Below are 17,064 nucleotides of genomic sequence, written 5' to 3' on the forward strand. Positions count from 1 at the left end.
GGAGCCCGCGCCGCTCACTCGAGTCGATCGCGCAGCGCCGCGTTCATCTCCTCGACCGGCGCCTCCTCGCCGGTCCAGCGCTCGAACGCCTCGACGCCCTGGAAGAGCAGCATCCACGCGCCCCCGATCGTCGTCGCGCCCGCCGCCGCGGCGTCGCGAAGGAGCCGGGTCTCGGTCGGGGCGTAGACGGCGTCGAGGACGGCCAGGTCGGCGTGGAGCAGGTCGGCCGGGACCGGCGTCGCGTCCTCCTCCATCCCGACGCTCGTCGCGTTCACGAGCACGTCGGCCGCGGGCACCCGTCCGTCGAGCCCGTCGAGCCCGCCGCCGGTCGCGCCGGAGACCTCCGCGGCGAGGTCGACCGCGCGCTCGCGCGTGCGGTTGGCCACGTGGACGGTCGCGCCGGCGTCCGCGAGCGCGAACGCCGCCGCGCGGCCCGCGCCGCCCGCGCCGACGACGACCGCGTCGCTCCCGTCGAGGGGGACGCCGTGGCGCTCGAACGACCGAGTCACGCCCGCCGCGTCCGTGTTGTAGCCGCGGGGCGCGTCGGGCCCGTTTCCGTCTCCGGCGTCGCTCCCGCCCTCCTCGTCGGGGAAGACGATCGTGTTCACCGCGCCGATCCGCTCGGCGAGCGGGTCGGGGTCGACGGCGGCGAGCACGTCGCGTTTGAAGGGGATGGTGACGTTGAGCCCGGCCACGCCCAGCGCGGCCGCGCCCTCGACCGCCCGCGCGGCGCCGTCCGGGTCCGGCTCGAAGGTGACGTAGCGCGCGTCGATGCCGAGCGCCTCGTAGCCCGCCTCGTGCATCGGCGGCGACAGCGAGTGGCCGACCGGGTTGCCGATCAGTCCGTACACGTCCATATCCGTCCGGGCGACCCGGACGAACAAAAAGCCGGCTCACTCGCCCCGGCTCCGCTCACTCGCCTTCCGTCCCGCGGTCCGCGTCGGCGTCGGTCTCGATGACCTCCTCCAACGTCTCGCTCCCCACGTCGCTCGCGAGCTTGACGCCGACCAGCGAGACGACGACGCCGGCGACGATGAACGCCGCCAGCCGCTGGGCGGGCGTGACCGCGAACCCGGCGACGACCGTCGGGGGACGGAGCGCTTCCTGTTCGAGGAAGTAGCCGGCGAACCCGCGCACGACGAGCGCGACGGCGACGATCACGAACGGGAGGTTGAGGTACGGCGTCCGGATCCCCTCGTCGCGGATCAGCTCGTCGAGCAGACGGCCGACCGCCGCCGTCACGCCCGCGATCGCGAGCCACGGGACGGCCTCGTAGGTGAACTCCATCGCCTGGACGGTCAAGAGCGCGTCCTCGAGGTCCGTGGCCGCCAACACGCCGAAGAAGCCACCGACGAGCGAGAGCCCGCCGGCGACGACGTACGTCACGACCGACACCTGCCCGGCGTACAGCGCCTCCCGCACCCGCTCCGGCATCCCCGCGACCAGCCGGTCGATCCCGAGCCCCTTGTACAGGAGCGCCGCGCCGAGCAGGCCGGCGACGCCGGCGACCGCGGCCGCCGCGGAGAACTGGATGAACAGGACGGGCAACAACAGCAGCGCGATCCCGATCGGGACGAGCACGGTCGAGCGGAGCTGCTCGTCGGCGAGGAACTGTTTCAACAGGTAGTACGTCGACTCCAGGTCGTGAGCCTGCCGGACCACGACCCGGTCGACGCCGTCGACGGGCATCCGCGACTCGACGATCGGGAGGACGCGTTCGTCCTCCGCGGAGTCGACGACGACGATCGCGGCGCTCGGGTCGTAGCGGTCGACGAGGTCGTCGAGCTGGGCCGCGATCGAGCGGTCGGCACCGACCGGGCTCTCGCTTTCCGCGGAGACGACGGCCACGACCGCCTCCTCGCGTTCGTCGCGGAGGTCGCGGGCGACCCGGAGCGCCTCGAGCAGACAGTTGACGCTGGCGTCCTCGGGGTCCGCGACCCCTGCGTCGGTGACGAGCGAGCGGACGGCCTCCCAGCCCGCCACCGGCATCGGGACGTTGGTGGCCCGTCCGATCGTCCCGGAGCGGTCCACGCAGATCACCAGCGTCGTCACGGGTGGTCACACACCCCGACGGAGTAAAAAGTCTCGCCGTCGGGGAGTGTCGCGGTCCGCTCCGAGCCGGAACTACCGGAACTCGACCTCGACGTCGCGGCCGTCGCCGGCGAAAACGCTCGCGACGCCGTTGCCGGCGGCGAACGCGACGCGCTCCGCGCCGATCCCGAGCCGCTCCACGAGCCCGCGCTCGGGGGTGAACTCCTTGAGTTCGACGTCCTCGCCGATCGACTCCGCGATCCGGGCTTCGACGTCGTCCTCGACGCCGAGCTCGTCGACGAGTCCGATATCGAGGGCGTCGGGTCCGAGGTAGACGCGCGCCTCCGTCTCGCGGATCGCCTCGGGGTCCATCTCTCTGCCCTCGCTCACGGTCTCGACGAACTGCTCGTAGTAGCCGTCGATGAGGGACTGGAGGTACTCGCGCTCGTCCTCCTCGATCTCCCGAAGCGGGACGCCGGCGTCCTTGTACTCGCCGGCGGTGAACTGCTCGTAGGAGATGCCGAGCTTGTCGGCCAGTCCGGCCGCGTTCGGGCGCGAGCCGACGACGCCGATGGACCCGACGAGGCTCCCCTGGCGGGCCCACAGCTCGTCACACCCGCTCGCGATCCAGTAGCCGCCGGAGGCGCACAGATCGATCGCGTACGCCACCGTCGGCCCGTCAAAGTCGGCGACGGCCCGCCGGATGTCGTCGCTGGGGACGACCTCCCCGCCCGGCGTGTTGAGTTCGACGAGCAGCGCCTCGACGTCCTCGTCGTCGTCGGCCGCCTCCACCTGTTCGACGACCTCGTCGGCGGTCGTGCCGCCGGGGCCCGACAGCGGCGAGGGGCGACCCGTGTCCCGCTTTATCGGTCCCGAAACCGACACCTTCGCGACGTTGTACTCCTCCGTGTCGCCGAACCGGCCACGGGTGAGTCGCCCGACGAGTCGCTTGCCCGCCACCGCGCCCACCGCGCCCACCGCGGCGGCCGCGAGGAGGTCCGATCCGGTCGAACGCGCGTCGTCGTCCATACCGCCGGTTGGTGGCGGGCGCGTTTCACGTTGTTGGCTGCGTGTCGATCCGACCGCGGGTTCGTCTCGGATCCGTTTCGATCGCGACCTCGTCACCCGTCCCCTCGCGTCGGCGCGCCTGTAGGCGTCCGGCGACAGCCCCCGAGGGAGTCGATCGCCACGGGCGGCCGACGAGGACGGGAAGGCGTGATGTGCGGCGCGGTGCCGGGCGGGACTCGAACGACCCGTCCCGCGGCCGTCGACCGTTCAGAATCCGAACACGAACACGCCGACGACGATCGCGACCCCGAGAACGACGAAGACGGCGTGTTCGGCGTCGATGGATCCCGGCTCGATCGGCTCGTTCTCGGGCGTCGACGTGTCCTCCGTCACGCCGTCCGGTCCCACGTCCTCGACGCTGAACCGCCACTCGCGTCCGTCGTCGTCGTTCCCGCGGGTCTCGTTCGCCCGGCTTCGGGTGTCGTCGCCGCTCATACTCGTGGTAGACGGGTGCCGGGTAAATGACTGGCGGGCGGGGCCCGACGGAGTGCGATCCGGATCGGGCGGGGCCCGGCGGAGTGCGATCCGAAGCGTGCGAGTCGATCGACCGTTACCGTCGTCTCGCCGGCGCGATCACGTCCCCGTCGTACACGACGCCGCGTTCGCCGTCGAGCGTCAGCGTGGCGCCGTCCGCCACGGAGTCCGGCAGCGTCACGCCGGATAGCATCGGCACGCCCAGTTCGCGGGCGACGACCGCGGGGTAGCCGGTCATGCCCGGACGAGCGTCGACGATCCCGGCGATCCGGTCGAGGTCGCCGGTGAACTCGCCCTCGAAGTCGGGACCGAGGGCGACGATCGATCCCTCGGGCACCGTGGAGAGGTCGCCGTCGGCGCTCCGGCGGACCGGGGCGGCGACCCGGCCGGCGACGACCGCCTTCCCGGTGGCGACCGTCTCGGCCGCGATGTGGACCTTCAGGGTGTTCGTGGTGTTCGTCCCCTCCAGCTCCGTCAACATCCCCGAGAGGACCACGAGGGTGTCGCCGGAGGCGGCCGCACCGGTGTCGAGCGCGGCGTCGACCGCGTTGTCGAGGACGGCCTCCATGTCGTCCGCGTACGCCGTGGTGACCGGCTGGACGCCCCACGAGAGCGCGAGCTGGCGGCGTACCCGGTCGTCCGGCGTGGTCGCGACCACGGGGACGCCGGGGCGGAACATCGCCGTCTTGCGGGCGGTATAGCCGGACTCCGAGACCGCGACGACCGTCGACGCCCCGATGTCGCGCGCGAGGTAGCGCGCGGAGCGGGCGAGCGCCTCGGTCCGGGAGCCGTCGGCGGCGGTCGGCACCCGCTGTTCGCGCGTCTCGGCGTACTCCTCGCTGGTCTCGACCTCGCGGACGATCCGGTCCATCGTCTCGACGACCCGGACCGGGTGGTCGCCGATGGCGGTCTCGCCGGAGAGCATCACCGCGTCGGTGCCGTCGAGGACCGCGTTGGCGACGTCGGAGGCCTCGGCGCGGGTGGGCCGCCGCGAGTGGACCATCGAGTCGAGCATCTCGGTCGCCGTGATCACCGGGACGCCCTCGTCGACGCAGGTGCGAATGATCCGCTTCTGGATCATGGGCACGTCCTCGAGCGGGCACTCGACGCCGAGGTCGCCGCGGGCGACCATCACGCCGTCCGCGGCGTCGACGATCCCTTTGAGGTTCTCGACGGCTCCCGCGCGCTCGATCTTCGCGATCACGGGAATGTCGTCGCCGCCGTACTCCTCCAGCCGGTCCGCGATCCGATACACGTCGTCGGCGTCGCGGACGAACGAGGCGGCGACGAAGTCGGCGTCCGCGCGCGCCGCGAGCCGGAGTTCCTCCTCGTCCCCCGGCGTGATGAGGTCGACGTCGATCGCGACGCCGGGAAGGTTGACCCCCTTTCGGGAGCCGAGTTCCCCGCCGGAGACCACCCGCGCGAGGACCTCCCCGTCCTCGACCCGCTCGACGCGGCACTCGATCCGGCCGTCGTCGAGCAGGATCGTGTCGCCGGGGGCGGCCGCCGCGATCGAGTGGGTGAGCCCGACTCGATCGGGGGTCGCGTCCCGCCCGTCGTGAAACGTCACCTCGGCGTCGGTCGCGAGCGTGATCGGCTCGTCGATCTCCGCGGTCCGGACCTCGGGCCCCTTCAGGTCGACCATCACGGCGAGCGGGTCGTCGATCGCGTCGTCGACGGCGCGGACGCGCTCGATGACGTCCTCGCGGTGGGCCGTCGTCCCGTGGCTGGCGTTCAGTCGAGCGACCGACATGCCCGCGGCCGCGAGATCGCGGATCGCGTCCCGGTCGTCCGACGCCGGACCCAGCGTACAGACGATCTTGGCGTTTCGCATACGTCCGATTCGGTGCAGCGCCGGAAAAAGCCATGCGGTCGAGCCGCGCTCGGAGCGTGACCGAAGAACCCGAACTGAGAACTCCTACGTCCGAATATCGCCACCTTCGTGGAGAACGATCAGGGACGATCACGACCGTCCCAACGGAACTCGAGCGTCGGGGGCGGCTCGGACGCGAACGTGGTTCGTGCGTCCGAGCACGGGACGCGCGGTTCGTGTGTCCGACACTCTGGAAGTGTCACTCGGAGCGAAATACATAAGCACTTACTACCACACCGAACGGACGGATGGATAGTATCGCCGCGGTCCGATCACGGGATGCGATCGCGTTCTCCGTGCTCGACAGCGAGGTCAGGCTCGGCATTCTCGACTCGCTGTACGACCTGACGGTCGCGTCCGGACCGCTCGCGGGCAACGCCGCGTACTCGACGATCAAAGCCGACGTGGGCGTCGAGGACAGCGGTCGATTCAGCTACCACCTCGACAAGCTCACGGACCAGTTCGTCACGAAGACCGAGAGCGGGTATCGGCTCGCGGAGCCGGGCCGGGAGGTGGTTCGACTCCGACGGACGGGGGTGCTCACCGAGGACCCGACCGTCGAGGCCGAACCGGTCGACGGGGAGTGTTACCGCTGTGGAGGCGGGATACAGGCGTTTTATCGCAGGGGATATCTCGTGACGCGCTGTCCGGAGTGTATCGGGCTGATCGATCACGAGCTCGTCGCCGAGGGAACGCTCGCGTCGGTCTCGTATCCGCCGTCGGGCGTGACGGGGATCGACATCGAGACCGCCTTCGACCGCTCGCACCGCCGGTCGGCACACACGTTCCGGGCGATGGCCGACGGGTTCTGTCCGAACTGCGGGCACGACGTGACGACGACGCTCCCCCCCGCGAAAGGCGAGGAGCCGGGGGACGACGGGTACGGGTTCCGCCACGTGAACCACGACGGGATGGTCCGGTTCGCCTGCGACCACTGCGGCCGCCGGCACATCTCACACCCGCTCTACGCCACCGACGACCGGGATCCCATGGCCAGGTTCTTCGCGAGAAACGGGATCGAACCCGGCTGGGAGCGGGTCGCCGCGGTGATGTCGTGGCCGGTCACCGCGGTCGGATCGGACCTCGTCTTCGAGACGCCGGACGGGATCCGGTTCCGGGTCGACGAGGGGCTCGACGTCAGCCGGGAGTGACTCTCCCCGCGAGCCGACCCGCAGTCAGTCGTCGGCGGGGGCGGGCCGCGAGGAGAGCCGTACGTCGCCGGCGTCGACGCCGAGCTCGTCGAGCGCGGCCTGCGCCGCGCGCTTGCCGGAGACCAACATCGCGCCGAAGGTCGGCCCCATCCGCGGGAGGCCGTAGGCCGTCGCGACCGCCATGCCGCTCGCGACCAGCCCGTCGTGGACGACGCCGGTGTGCTCGACGACGGCGTCCTCGCTCTCGCCGACCCACATCGAGTCGTGACCGGGCGAGTCGTGACCCGGCGCGCCGTACTCGTCGTCGCCGGTCGCGTCCATCCCCGCGTCGTGCTCCCTTGCGTGGGAGACGCCGGGGACCTCGAGGACGCCCCGCTCGTCGAGCTTGGAGACCGCGACCGCGTCGTGGCCGGTGGCGTCGATCACGACCTCCGACTCGACCGCGATCGGGTCGACGCAGGTGATCTCGCGCGGGAGCGCGTGGACCGGCGTCCAGTTCATCACGATCCCGCCGACGCGGTGGTCCTCGCGCACGACGAGGTCGGTGAACTCGGTCATGTTCTGGACCTTGACGCCAGCGTCGCAGGCCGTCTTGATCAGCCCCGAGCACGCCTCCGGCCCGTTGGCGACGTAGAGGTCCTCGACCCCCTCCGCGGGCTCGAAGGCGACGCCGAGGTCGGCGAGCACCTCCTGGGCGGGGTCGCGGACGGTCACCTTGTTCATGAGGAAGCCGCCGAGCCAGAAGCCGCCGCCGAGGTAGTTGTTCTTCTCGACGACCATCACCTTCACCCCGCGCTCGGCGAGCTCCTTCGCCGCCATCAGCCCGGACGGGCCACCCCCGACCACGATGACCTCGCTCTCGGAGAACTCGAGGAACTCCTCGGACCAGTCCTGCCCGATGGCGCGCGTTACGTCCGTCTCGCTCACGTCGCTGAAGCCGTCGAAATCCATGGTACGACCGAGTGATATCACTGGGTAGTATTAGTCGTTGTGGTCGATGCGGTCGACGTGGCCCGAGTACCGATCCGACTCGCGGGGCGGTGGCGCGCCTGCGAGCGCCCGACAGGGCGCGAGCAGCACGCGAGGGACGTCGCGAGCGGAGCGAGGTGCGAACGAAGTGAGCACCTCGGTAGCGAGCGGTGAAACCGCGAGCAGCGAGCGACGAGGCTGGGGAGGTATGAGGTGCGGGGCGGTTGTGATCGGGTAGGACTCGACTGGGGCTTTGGCGGTAGTCACCGCGCCAGCAACACTCCCGCACCGTTCGATCCAACCACTCTCAAGGAAACGGAATCACAACGAGCCCGAAGAAGGAACGCGCCACGGAGGCGCACGGGCGTGGCCGACTCGTAGCCTTTTTACCCACGCTGACGGTACTCGGGCACACTATGGCTGAGGACAAGGCACGAAGCACCGGCAGTGCGGGCCGATTCGGGGCTCGCTACGGCCGCGTCGCCAGAAAGCGGGTCAAGGACATCGAGGGAGAGATGCAGAACGCGACCGTCGACGGCGACGACGTCAAGCGCGTCGGCACCGGCATCTGGGTGAACGAGGAGACCGGCGAGACGTTCACCGGCGGGGCCTACCGCCCCGAGACCCCCGGCGGCCGGACCGTCCGCCGCTCCATCCGCGCCGCGCTCGCCGACGAGGAATAATGAGCTACAAGTGTTCCCGCTGTAAGCGCGACGTCACGCTCGACGAGTACGGCGGCGTCCGCTGTCCCTACTGCGGCCACCGCGTCCTCCTGAAGGAGCGCGGCGGCGACATCAAGGAAGTCGACGTCGAATAACGGACCTCCGCCGTGACCGACCGCGACGCGTCGACGACCGGGGCCGACGCCGACCACGGGACGACTGGGTCCGACGCCGACCACGCGACGACCGGACGGGAAGACGCCGCGCCGGCGGCCGGCGTCGACCGCGACCACGGGACGCTTCTCTCCTTCGCATACCCCGACGAGCGACGCGCCCGGATCGTCGCCGACGCGCTCGCACCCGAAGTCGGCGAACTCGACGAGTCCCGGTCGGGCGCGACCGTCTCGCGGGACGGCCCCGTCGTCCGCGTCCGCGTGACCGCCACCGACCTCGTCGCGCTGCGGGCGGGGATCACCAGCTGGTCGCGGCTGGTCGCGGTCGCCGAGCGCGTGAGCCGGGACCGATAGCGCGCGTGAGCCGGGACCGATACGCAGACCGAGAACGACGTTTCGCCCGAATCGAACGCTCTCCTGTCGATTTACGGCGGATCCCCTTCTCGTCGTAGAAGTCGGGGGTTTTTCCGTCCGGACCGCCTCGGTCCGCCCATGCAAGGGAACATGCCGCCCGAGGCACAGGAGAAGATCGAGGAGCTTCAGGAGCTGCAAGAGACCGCACAGCAGGTCGCAGAACAGAAGGAGCAGGCGAAGACGGCGCTCAACGAGTCGAAGACGGCGCTCGACGCGCTCGAGGACGTCGACGAGGACGCCGGCATGTACCGCGAGATCGGCGAGGTGCTCGTCGAGACCGACTACGACTCCGCCTACGACGACCTCGAGAACAAGGTCGACTCGCTGGAGGTTCGCGTCGAGCAGCTCGAGAAACAGGAGGAGCGCGTCCAAGAGCAGTTCGACGACCTCCAGGGCGAGCTTCAGCAGATGCTCCAGGGCGGCGCTGGCGGCGGCCCGATGGGCCCCGGCGGTCCGGGCGCGGGCGGCGCGTAACGACCGATGAGCGAGGACGCGTCGAGCGAGCGAGCGACCGACGACGAGCCGACGGACGCGACCCCCGCCGGCGACGACCCCACCGACGAGGAGGTCGTCCGGACCGCCGCGGAGGCGGCCGAGGGGGTCGTCTTCCACCGATACGACCAGTCGGCCGTGACCGACCTCGACGTCACGGTCACCTTCGAGGACGGCGTCCTCGACGTCGACGTCTACCTGAACGCGCCCGACGGTCCGGACGACCCCGACCCGGAGGCGGTCGCCGAGGCGGCCACCGAGGCCGCCGGCGAGGCCGTCGACGAGCTGTTCGGGGAGTAACGAGAGCGGGGCGAGGTTCGACCCGCTCGGTGTTTTTTCACCGTTCAGCGGCGCGCCGTCCCGCCGCTCAGGTCAGGAAGAACAACAGCACGCTCACCGACATGGCGAAAAGCGTCACCGCCGTCGCCAGCGCCGCTCCGAGAGATATCGCGGCGTTGGCCTGCGTCGCGAGCGTCTCGGTGCGGTCGTTGCCGAAGACGGTCACCGTCGTGCGTTCGGTCCCCCCGGCGACCGCGACGGGCTCGAGGTCCTCCCGCGCGTCGACCGCGAGCGACGCGACCGTCTCGGCGAGCCGACCGGCGTCGATCTCCTCTCCGACTCGGTTGTCCGCGCGGGTCCGGTTGACGACGTGGTTGTCGGTGGTCATCGCCTCGACGTGGTCGATCCCGGTCGCCTCGCGGACGGCCGCGAGCAGGTCCTCGCGGAGCCCCGGAACCATGTTGTTGCCGTCGATGAGCACGTAGGCGGCCTCGACGCCGGCGACGCGGGTGACCGCGACGCGGACGCCGAGCGGACCGATCCCCTCCTCGGGCGTCCAGTCGGTCGGGTCCCAGGCGACGCCGAGTTCCGTCCGCCCGCGGTCGGCGGCGGCGGCGGCCTCGCCCGCGGATCCCGCGGCCTCGTACAGGTCGTAGGAGCGCTCCGAGCCGGGCGTGACGTGGCCGAGATCCGCTCCGGACAGCCCCGTGTGACAGTTGTGCCCGTCGACGAGGAGGACGTCCTCCACCCCGCCGGTCCGGAACTCTGCCATCGCCGACTGGCCGACCGCGAAGTCGACGTCGTCGGCCGACCCCGGTGCGAACGTCGAGACAGCGAGGGCGGCGTCGCCGAACCGCTGGGCCAGCACCGACGACTCGCCGGCCTCGACCGAGAGCGGGACCGTCGCCTCCCGGCGGAACGCCGCGCCGTCGAGCGCGCGGTCGGCGGCGTCGATGACGCAGTCGACCTCGCTCTCGGAGACGAGGTTGAAGTCGTGGCCCGCGGTCGCGTGCGGCGGGAAGCCGACGCCGTCCGCGGAGAGCGCGACCCGACGGGGGAGATCGCCGCCGCCGATCTCGCCGAGCGGGCCGGGGTGGATCATCGGCAGCACGAACCGGGCCTTCTCCTCGCCGAGGCGGCCGGGGTCGACCCGCCCGCCGTCGGCGGCGGCACCGTCGGGGTCGTCGGCCCCCGCGTCGGCGCCCGCCGCGTCGTCTTCCGTGGCGGTGCCGGTCCCTCGTTCCTCCCCCTCGACGACCCGGAACGAGAGCGCCGAGACGGGGACGACCGCCTCCTGCCCGAGCCGCTCGAAGAACTCCTCGAGGTCGCGGGACTCCTCGGCGGCGTAGCCGATGAACCCGCGGATGAAATCCAGCACCGAGACGTCGAGCGCGCGCCGCCACGGTCGCTCCACCGCGACGAGGAACCCCCAGACTGCGACCGCATAGAGCAGACACAGCGCCCCCAAAAGCAGGAAGTGGTCGAGCGTCACCGCGTCGAAGACGGGCGGGCCGTGGTCGGTCCGCGAGAGGAACACGACGTACGCCTGGTAGGCGGAGCCCCCGTCGATGAGCAGGCGGGCGGTCCCGCCGTACACGAAGAGCAGAGCCGCCGCGACGGCGGTCTGGACCAGCGCGGGGATGCTAGCGACGGGGACGGAGACTCGCGAGACGGCGAGGACGGCGAGCAGCCGGAGGGCGAAGATGGACGCGAGCGCGACGACGAGCGCGTCGAAGACGAACCGCTGGGAGAGCCCGAGGACGGCGGCGAAGACGCCGGCGACGACGAGGACGACGACGACGAACAGCTCACAGAGGAGCGCCAGGAGCGCCGACCGGTTGTACGTGAGGTTCCCGCCGAGCGCGCGGTCCACCGTGGTGGTCGTGAGCGCGGCGACGACCGTCGGCGCGCCGAGGAAGACGATCCCCTGCCAGGCGTCCTGCCCGACGAGCAACACGGGGTACGTCGACCCCATCGTCGAGGCCGAGTCGAAGACGGCGATCCCCGTGAGCCCGCCGAGCAGCACGGCGAACGCGAGCGTTCGCGGCCAGCGCGGCGCGCGGAAGATGAACTTGGAGAGCCCGGCGAGCCGCCCCTGTGTCGCGGTCACGGGTTCGCGGTACTCCCCCGCGGATGAAAATCTCTCCGGCTTCCGGACGCCGACGCGAAAACCGGCGTCTCTCATCAACGGGAAGTCGAATCACGAACCGATCGCCGGAGCGGTGGCGCGCGCCTCCGAGCGCCCGACAGGGCGAGAGCGAAGCTCTCGCTTGCAGCCGGACGTAGTCCGGCGACGAGGTTGGGGAGGCGTGAGGTGCGGTGCTGTGCGGCCGACTGGGGCTTTGGAGGGGTTGGTCGCGGAAACAGCGATCACGGACGAGAGGTTCGATACGACATCGGATCTCGGTCAGTACGCACTTCTCGACGAACGGCGATCTCGTTGGGGACCTATCCGAGGGATCCGACCTCAGTGGATCCGGAAAATCGGATCACCGAAACGCCCTACGCCGACTCGCAGATCGCGACGAAGTTCTCGAACACTTCCTCGCCCTCCTCGGTGTGGGCGACTTCGGGGTGCCACTGGACGCCGTACAGGCCCGCCTCCGGGTTCGACATCGCCTCGATCCCGCAGACGTCGGAGGTCGCGGTGTGGGTGAATCCCTCCGGTAGCTCCTTCACCTCGTCGGCGTGGGATGCCCACACGCGGGTGTCGGGCGCGAGCGACCCGACGAGCGGGTCCGCGTCGTCGACGATCTCCACGTCGACGTCGGCGTAGCCGCCGTAGTCGCCCCCGCCGACGCGCCCGCCGCGCTCGTCGGCGATCACCTGCATCCCGAGACAGATCCCGAAGACGGGGACCTCGAGGTCGAGGTACTCGCGCGCCCGCCCGATCCGGTCCATGTCGGGGCCGCCCGAGAGGACGACCCCGTCCGCGTCGACCTCGGCGGGCGGCGTGTCCGCGTCGACGATCTCGGTGTCGACGCCCATGTCCCGGAGCGCGCGCCGCTCCAGGTGGGTGAATTGACCGTGGAGGTCGAGAACGACGATCCGTGTCATGGACGGGATCCGCGCGGACGGCACAAAAACGACTCGGAACGGACCGCAGGGTCGTGACGGTTTTCGATCGCGATCGTGAATGATGATGCACTATCGTGGATCGAAAACCGGCGAGCCGGGACCGGCCCTACCCCGCGAGCGGGTCCGTCTTCGTGAACTCCCGGAGGAGGACCGTCGCGTACGACCCGCTCGGGAGCGCGAACGCGAAGGTCGGGTCACCGTCCTCGAACGTCACCTCGAGGTCCGTCCGGACCTGGATCGCCCGGCGGGTTCCCGTCGAGTCGAACTCGCCGGGGAGGTCGAAGTCGGCGGGCTCGATCCCGGCGTCGGCGAGGACCGTCCGCTCGATCTCGCCGGGCTCGCCGCCGGCGAGTTCGGTCTCGGTGCCGACGAGCGGCGCGGTGACGAACGCCCGCCCCCGAGCGCAGTGGCGCGCCATCACGTCCACCCGCTCCTCGGTCACCCGCTGCTCGCGGTCGGCGTCGGGCGCGAACAGCCCGTCGGGCGCGTCGCGGTCGGCGAAACACGCCACGTCGCCGGCGACCGGGCGGTCGAAGGGGAGCCGGCGGGACAGCCGCTCGCTCACGATTCGATTGAAGAGGACGGACTGGGCCGCGTTGACGAAGAGCCGCTGGAGGTTCGAGGGAACCGCCTCGAGGGCGTGTCGCCAGTCGTCGTCCGCGGGCGGTGCGGCCGGGTCGCACCCGCGCTCGGCGAGCCGCGAGAGCATCCCGCGCTCGAACCGGAGCTTGCGGGGCATCGCCTCGAGGCAGGCCTCCCAGTCGCCGTCGCCGGTCCCGTCGGCGACGGGGGAAGCGTGGCCGACCGGAGCGGCGGCATCGTCGTCGGGAGCGTCCTCGCCGCCGCCAGCGACCCCGAACGCCGCGTCGACGTGGTCGCGTCCCGTGCGCGTGTCGTCGGGCTCGGCGGGGGAGGGGTTCCCGGCGTACAGTCGGACCGCCTCCCGGAAGTCGCCGCGGACGACCGCGAGCCCGACGCGGTGGGTGACCGGTCGGACGCTGCCGAACCGCTGTTGGCCGAAGTAGTTGGGGACCGCGACCGGCGCGTCCGGATCGTCCGGGTCCGCGCCGGCGAACGCCCGGAGGTCGCGGGCGACGGCCGCGACGCGCTCCTCCGCGTCCGCGACCGCGTCGGCGACGCGGATCTCGAAGGCGTTGCCGGCGAGGTCGCCGAAGGAGAGCCGCCGCCCCGCGCGCCCGATCGGCTCGATCTCGACGCCGCGGATCTCGGGAATATCGGTGGGATCGACCTCCCGAAGCGTGAACAGCTGGATCGTCACGGCGCGTTTGTCCTTCGTGCCCGCCCACGAGACGCGCTCGCGGCTGATCCCCAGGGCGTCGGAGATCCGGCGCGCGAAGTCGTTCGTGTCCCAGTTCCGGAGCGTCGCGCGGACGACGAGCTCGGGATAACCGCCGCGATCGGCGTCGAGCGGGGCCGTCTCGAACGCCTCAAGCTCCGTGACGCGGAAGTCCTCGGGTCGCTCGCGGAGCCGCCCGCCGATCCCGTCGACGTCGCTGAGGAAGTGTGCGATCCCGACCGCGCGCTCGACGGGGTGGGCCTCACGGAGATCGGGAGGGCGGGACTCGGCCATTCAGTAGAGGGAGAGGTCGCCCGTGACGCGGTCGACGAGGTCGTCGCTCGCGGGACCGACCGCGAGCGCGGTGACCGTCCCCGGCTCCAGTTCGGTGTGGCCGGCGTCGCGGATGATCGCGTACGGGATCCCCTCCGTGTCCGCCTTGTCAGCGAGTTCGAAGAGCCGATGCTCGGAGTCGACCCCGAGGACGACCTTCTTCTGGCCCGATCCCTTCCACTCCTTGCGAGTACGGCGGCCCGTGTCCTCGTAGGCCGACAGCGACGCGTGTGCGACCTGCGCGGCGAGTTTCCCCTCGCCCATGCCGAGGTCCCGGCGGGCGACGATCGCCTGTTTCATACGGGGTGAGAACCCCGCCGCGGGTATAGCTCTGTTCTCTCGAGCGGGTCGGACTCTCTCGGGCGTGGTCTCGTGGGCGGGCCGGATTCTCGCCGACGACCGATCGTCGACCCGCCATCGAACCGCCGGGATTTATTTGGCCGGGGGCGAGGAGTTCGACCGCGTCGTCCCCGACGCTTGGTTCCCATGGATCTGGACGAGTTCGCGCGCACGAGCGCGCCAGAACGCGACGGCGACGAGTTTCGAAAGGAGAACAACCGGCTGCTCGGGGTCCCGCTCGACGGGACCGTGACGGTGAAGGCCGGCTCGATGGTGGCGTACACCGGCGACGTGACGTTCACCGGCAAGGCCTCCGCCGAGGGCGGCGTCACCGGCTTCCTCAAGGAGGCGGTGAGCAGCGAGGGGACGCCGGTGATGGAGGCGGAGGGAAGCGGCTACCTCTACGTCGCCGAGCAGAGCAAGAAGGTGCGGATACTCGACCTCGACGCCGGCGAGTCGATCTCCGTCAGCGGCAACGACGTGCTCGCGTTCGAGTCCTCCGTCGACTACGAGATCAACACGATCGGCAGCATCTCCGAGGCCGCCGCGGGCGGGCTGACGAACGTCTACCTCACCGGACCGGGGCAGGTCGCGGTCTCGACGCACGGCGATCCCGTCGTGTTGGAGCCGCCGGTCTTCACCGACCCGGACGCGACCGTCGCCTGGAGCAGCGACCTCTCGCCGTCGGTGTCGATCAACAAGACGTTCGAGTTCGGGCAGACCTCCGGCGAGTCCGTTCAGATGGAGTTCACCGGCACCGAGGGGTTCGTGGTGGTTCAGCCCCACGAGGAGTGAGGAGTCGGCGGGGCTCCCGACGACGGTTTCCGACGGCTTCCGGGACTCTTTAGGTCGCGCCCCTCCCTCTCCCGGCATGATCCTGTCGGATTCGGACATCCTCGACCGCCTCGCGGCCGGGGACCTCGTTATCGAGCCGCTCGCGGACGTCGACCAGCAGGTCCAGCCCGCGAGCGTCGATCTCCGGCTCGGCGAGCGCTTCCTGGAGTTCCAGCGAACCAACATCCCCTGTATCCACCCGACCGAGGCCGACGAGGTCGGCGAGTACGTCACGGAGAGCACGGTGCCCGAAGGCGAGGAGTTCATCCTCCACCCCGGCGACTTCGTGCTCGGGACGACGACGGAGCGCGTCGAGATCCCGGACGACCTCGTCGCGCACGTCGAGGGACGGTCGTCGCTCGGACGGCTCGCGATCGTGGTCCACGCGACGGCCGGTCTGTGCGACCCCGGCTACAAGGGCCAGATCACCCTCGAACTCTCGAACCTCGGCACCGCGCCGGTCGCGCTCTCGCCGGGGATGCGCGTCTCACAGCTCACGTTCACGGAGCTGAAGTCGGCGGCGGACCGCCCGTACGGGAGCGAGCGCGGGTCGAAGTACCAGGACCAGGACGGGCCGCAGGCGTCGCGGATCGGGTCGGACCCGGAGTTCGCCAACGCGCCCGACGCGGGAGGGGAGGCGGAATGAGGTTCGTCGAGGAGGTCGTCGTCGACGAGTTCCTCCCGACGGTGCGCTCGATGCTCGCCGAGGACCTCCGCGAGCGCGGGTTCACCCAGCGGGAGGTCGCCGACGCGCTCGGCATCTCCCAGTCGGCCGTCTCGAAGTACGCCCACGGCGACGTGGCCCGTCACGACCGGATCGTCGCCGACGAGCGCGTGCGCGACCTCGTGGAGCGGGTCGGCGAGGGACTCGCCGAGGGCGACCTCTCGCCCGTGGCGGCGCTCGTCGAGATCGAGGTGCTGATCCGGCGGCTGGAGGAGGGGGACCTCCTCGCGGAGCTCCACGAGGAGGCGATGCCGGGGCTCGCGGCGGCCGACGTGGACTTCTCGGTCCACGACCCCGACAGCGGGCTCCGCGAGCGCGAGGCGGTCCTCGCGTCGGTCCGCCGCGGGCTCCGGACCCTGACGAACGCCTCCGGGTTCGCCGGGCTCATCCCGAACGTCGGCGCGAACGTGGTCGAGTGTCTCCTCGACGCGACGACGGTCGACGACGTGGCGGCCGTCCCTGGCCGGCTCGTCGACGTGAAGGGTCGAGCGATGGTGCCCGGCGAGCCGGAGTTCGGCGTGAGCGAGCACGTCGCCACGGTGCTTCTCGCCGCCCGCGAGGCGGGGGCGACGGCCCGCGGCGCGGTCAACGTCCGGTACGACCCCGACCTCGTCGCGGCGCTCGCCGAGTCGTATCCCACCGTCGAGTTCGACGCGGAGCGGGAGACGCGAGAGGCGGTCGCGGAAGCGGTCGCGGCGTGCGCGGCCGAGGACGCGGAGACGCTCGTCTGCTATCAGACCGGCGCGGTCGGCGTCGAGCCGATCGTGTACGTCCTCGCGCCGACCGCGCCGGAGGCGGCGCGGGTCGTTCGGGAGTTGCTGTAGGCCGCGGGAGCGAAGGTCGTCGCAAGCGGCGGGGGCACACCCGGAAACC

General features: G+C 71.1%; 18 protein-coding genes and 1 pseudogene. 9 read left to right on the forward strand and 10 right to left on the reverse strand.

Annotation, left to right across the window (positions count from 1 at the left end; translation table 11 throughout):
• Positions 1 to 14: 14 nt before the first annotated feature.
• The 5 genes from aroE to pyk all read right to left on the reverse strand — a co-directional run bounded on the left by aroE (position 15) and on the right by pyk (position 5,407).
• Positions 15 to 857 carry a shikimate dehydrogenase gene (gene aroE, locus NO889_RS09210; RefSeq protein ID WP_256411966.1) on the reverse strand — a complete coding sequence of 281 codons (843 nt, stop codon included), beginning with the start codon at positions 855 to 857 and terminating at the stop codon, positions 15 to 17.
• 55 nt (positions 858 to 912) lie between these two features.
• Positions 913 to 2,052 (reverse strand): DUF373 family protein, encoded by a 1,140-nt coding sequence (locus NO889_RS09215; protein ID WP_256411967.1) that lies wholly within the window; start codon positions 2,050 to 2,052, stop codon positions 913 to 915.
• A gap of 72 nt (positions 2,053 to 2,124) precedes the next feature.
• The gene (gene sppA / locus NO889_RS09220) at positions 2,125 to 3,060 is read right to left on the reverse strand and encodes a signal peptide peptidase SppA (RefSeq protein WP_256411968.1); all 936 of its coding nucleotides are present in this window, start codon (positions 3,058 to 3,060) and stop codon (positions 2,125 to 2,127) included.
• Between the two features lie 246 nt (positions 3,061 to 3,306).
• Positions 3,307 to 3,534 carry a DUF7312 domain-containing protein gene (locus NO889_RS09225; protein ID WP_256411969.1) on the reverse strand — a complete coding sequence of 76 codons (228 nt, stop codon included), beginning with the start codon at positions 3,532 to 3,534 and terminating at the stop codon, positions 3,307 to 3,309.
• A gap of 115 nt (positions 3,535 to 3,649) precedes the next feature.
• The gene (gene pyk / locus NO889_RS09230) at positions 3,650 to 5,407 is read right to left on the reverse strand and encodes a pyruvate kinase (protein WP_256411970.1); all 1,758 of its coding nucleotides are present in this window, start codon (positions 5,405 to 5,407) and stop codon (positions 3,650 to 3,652) included.
• A gap of 287 nt (positions 5,408 to 5,694) precedes the next feature.
• On the opposite strand from pyk, the gene NO889_RS09235 reads away from it, so the two are divergent.
• Positions 5,695 to 6,597, forward strand: a complete 903-nt coding sequence (locus tag NO889_RS09235; protein ID WP_256411971.1) for a DUF7351 domain-containing protein — start codon at positions 5,695 to 5,697, stop codon at positions 6,595 to 6,597.
• A gap of 24 nt (positions 6,598 to 6,621) precedes the next feature.
• Here NO889_RS09235 and NO889_RS09240 read toward each other — a convergent pair whose 3' ends face one another.
• Complete coding sequence (locus NO889_RS09240; RefSeq protein WP_256411972.1) at positions 6,622 to 7,548, reverse strand: sulfide-dependent adenosine diphosphate thiazole synthase; 927 nt, start codon at positions 7,546 to 7,548, stop codon at positions 6,622 to 6,624.
• 434 nt (positions 7,549 to 7,982) lie between these two features.
• Between NO889_RS09240 and NO889_RS09245 the strand changes: the two genes are divergently transcribed.
• The 5 genes and pseudogenes from NO889_RS09245 to NO889_RS09265 all read left to right on the forward strand — a co-directional run bounded on the left by NO889_RS09245 (position 7,983) and on the right by NO889_RS09265 (position 9,607).
• Positions 7,983 to 8,249: an eL43 family ribosomal protein gene (locus NO889_RS09245; RefSeq protein WP_066414134.1), complete on the forward strand. Its 267-nt coding sequence runs from the start codon at positions 7,983 to 7,985 to the stop codon at positions 8,247 to 8,249.
• On the forward strand, positions 8,249 to 8,383 hold the full coding sequence (locus NO889_RS09250) for a DNA-directed RNA polymerase subunit P (RefSeq protein ID WP_007994536.1): 135 nt from the start codon (positions 8,249 to 8,251) through the stop codon (positions 8,381 to 8,383). The genes NO889_RS09245 and NO889_RS09250 overlap by 1 nt, the downstream gene beginning before the upstream one ends.
• Positions 8,384 to 8,512: 129 nt before the next feature.
• Positions 8,513 to 8,755 (forward strand): annotated as a pseudogene (locus NO889_RS09255) (KEOPS complex subunit Pcc1); the annotation flags it as partial.
• A 150-nt stretch (positions 8,756 to 8,905) separates the two neighbouring features.
• On the forward strand, positions 8,906 to 9,289 hold the full coding sequence (locus NO889_RS09260; protein WP_094534059.1) for a prefoldin subunit beta: 384 nt from the start codon (positions 8,906 to 8,908) through the stop codon (positions 9,287 to 9,289).
• 6 nt (positions 9,290 to 9,295) lie between these two features.
• Positions 9,296 to 9,607, forward strand: coding sequence for a DUF3194 domain-containing protein (locus NO889_RS09265; RefSeq protein WP_256411973.1), 312 nt, complete (start codon positions 9,296 to 9,298; stop codon positions 9,605 to 9,607).
• A 67-nt stretch (positions 9,608 to 9,674) separates the two neighbouring features.
• Here NO889_RS09265 and NO889_RS09270 read toward each other — a convergent pair whose 3' ends face one another.
• The 4 genes from NO889_RS09270 to pth2 form a co-directional block, all read right to left on the reverse strand.
• The gene (locus NO889_RS09270; RefSeq protein ID WP_256411974.1) at positions 9,675 to 11,696 is read right to left on the reverse strand and encodes a DUF2070 family protein; all 2,022 of its coding nucleotides are present in this window, start codon (positions 11,694 to 11,696) and stop codon (positions 9,675 to 9,677) included.
• A 392-nt stretch (positions 11,697 to 12,088) separates the two neighbouring features.
• The gene (locus NO889_RS09275; RefSeq protein ID WP_256411975.1) at positions 12,089 to 12,643 is read right to left on the reverse strand and encodes a GMP synthase subunit A; all 555 of its coding nucleotides are present in this window, start codon (positions 12,641 to 12,643) and stop codon (positions 12,089 to 12,091) included.
• Between the two features lie 127 nt (positions 12,644 to 12,770).
• The gene (truD, locus tag NO889_RS09280) at positions 12,771 to 14,255 is read right to left on the reverse strand and encodes a tRNA pseudouridine(13) synthase TruD (protein WP_256411976.1); all 1,485 of its coding nucleotides are present in this window, start codon (positions 14,253 to 14,255) and stop codon (positions 12,771 to 12,773) included.
• Positions 14,256 to 14,594, reverse strand: coding sequence for a peptidyl-tRNA hydrolase Pth2 (pth2, locus tag NO889_RS09285; protein WP_256411977.1), 339 nt, complete (start codon positions 14,592 to 14,594; stop codon positions 14,256 to 14,258).
• 186 nt (positions 14,595 to 14,780) lie between these two features.
• On the opposite strand from pth2, the gene NO889_RS09290 reads away from it, so the two are divergent.
• The 3 genes from NO889_RS09290 (at position 14,781) to NO889_RS09300 (ending at position 17,015) form a co-directional block, all read left to right on the forward strand.
• On the forward strand, positions 14,781 to 15,428 hold the full coding sequence (locus NO889_RS09290; RefSeq protein WP_256411978.1) for an AIM24 family protein: 648 nt from the start codon (positions 14,781 to 14,783) through the stop codon (positions 15,426 to 15,428).
• Positions 15,429 to 15,504: 76 nt separating this feature from the next.
• Entirely contained in the window at positions 15,505 to 16,113 is a 609-nt protein-coding gene (gene dcd, locus NO889_RS09295) for a dCTP deaminase (protein ID WP_256411979.1), read from the forward strand.
• A complete protein-coding gene (locus tag NO889_RS09300; protein WP_256411980.1) occupies positions 16,110 to 17,015 on the forward strand; it encodes a thiamine-phosphate synthase family protein in 906 nt (301 codons plus the stop codon). Before dcd ends, NO889_RS09300 begins: the two co-directional genes overlap by 4 nt.
• Positions 17,016 to 17,064 lie beyond the last annotated feature (49 nt).

The organism is Halorubrum rubrum, assembly GCF_024494685.1.
In the GTDB taxonomy this organism is placed as follows: domain Archaea; phylum Halobacteriota; class Halobacteria; order Halobacteriales; family Haloferacaceae; genus Halorubrum; species Halorubrum rubrum.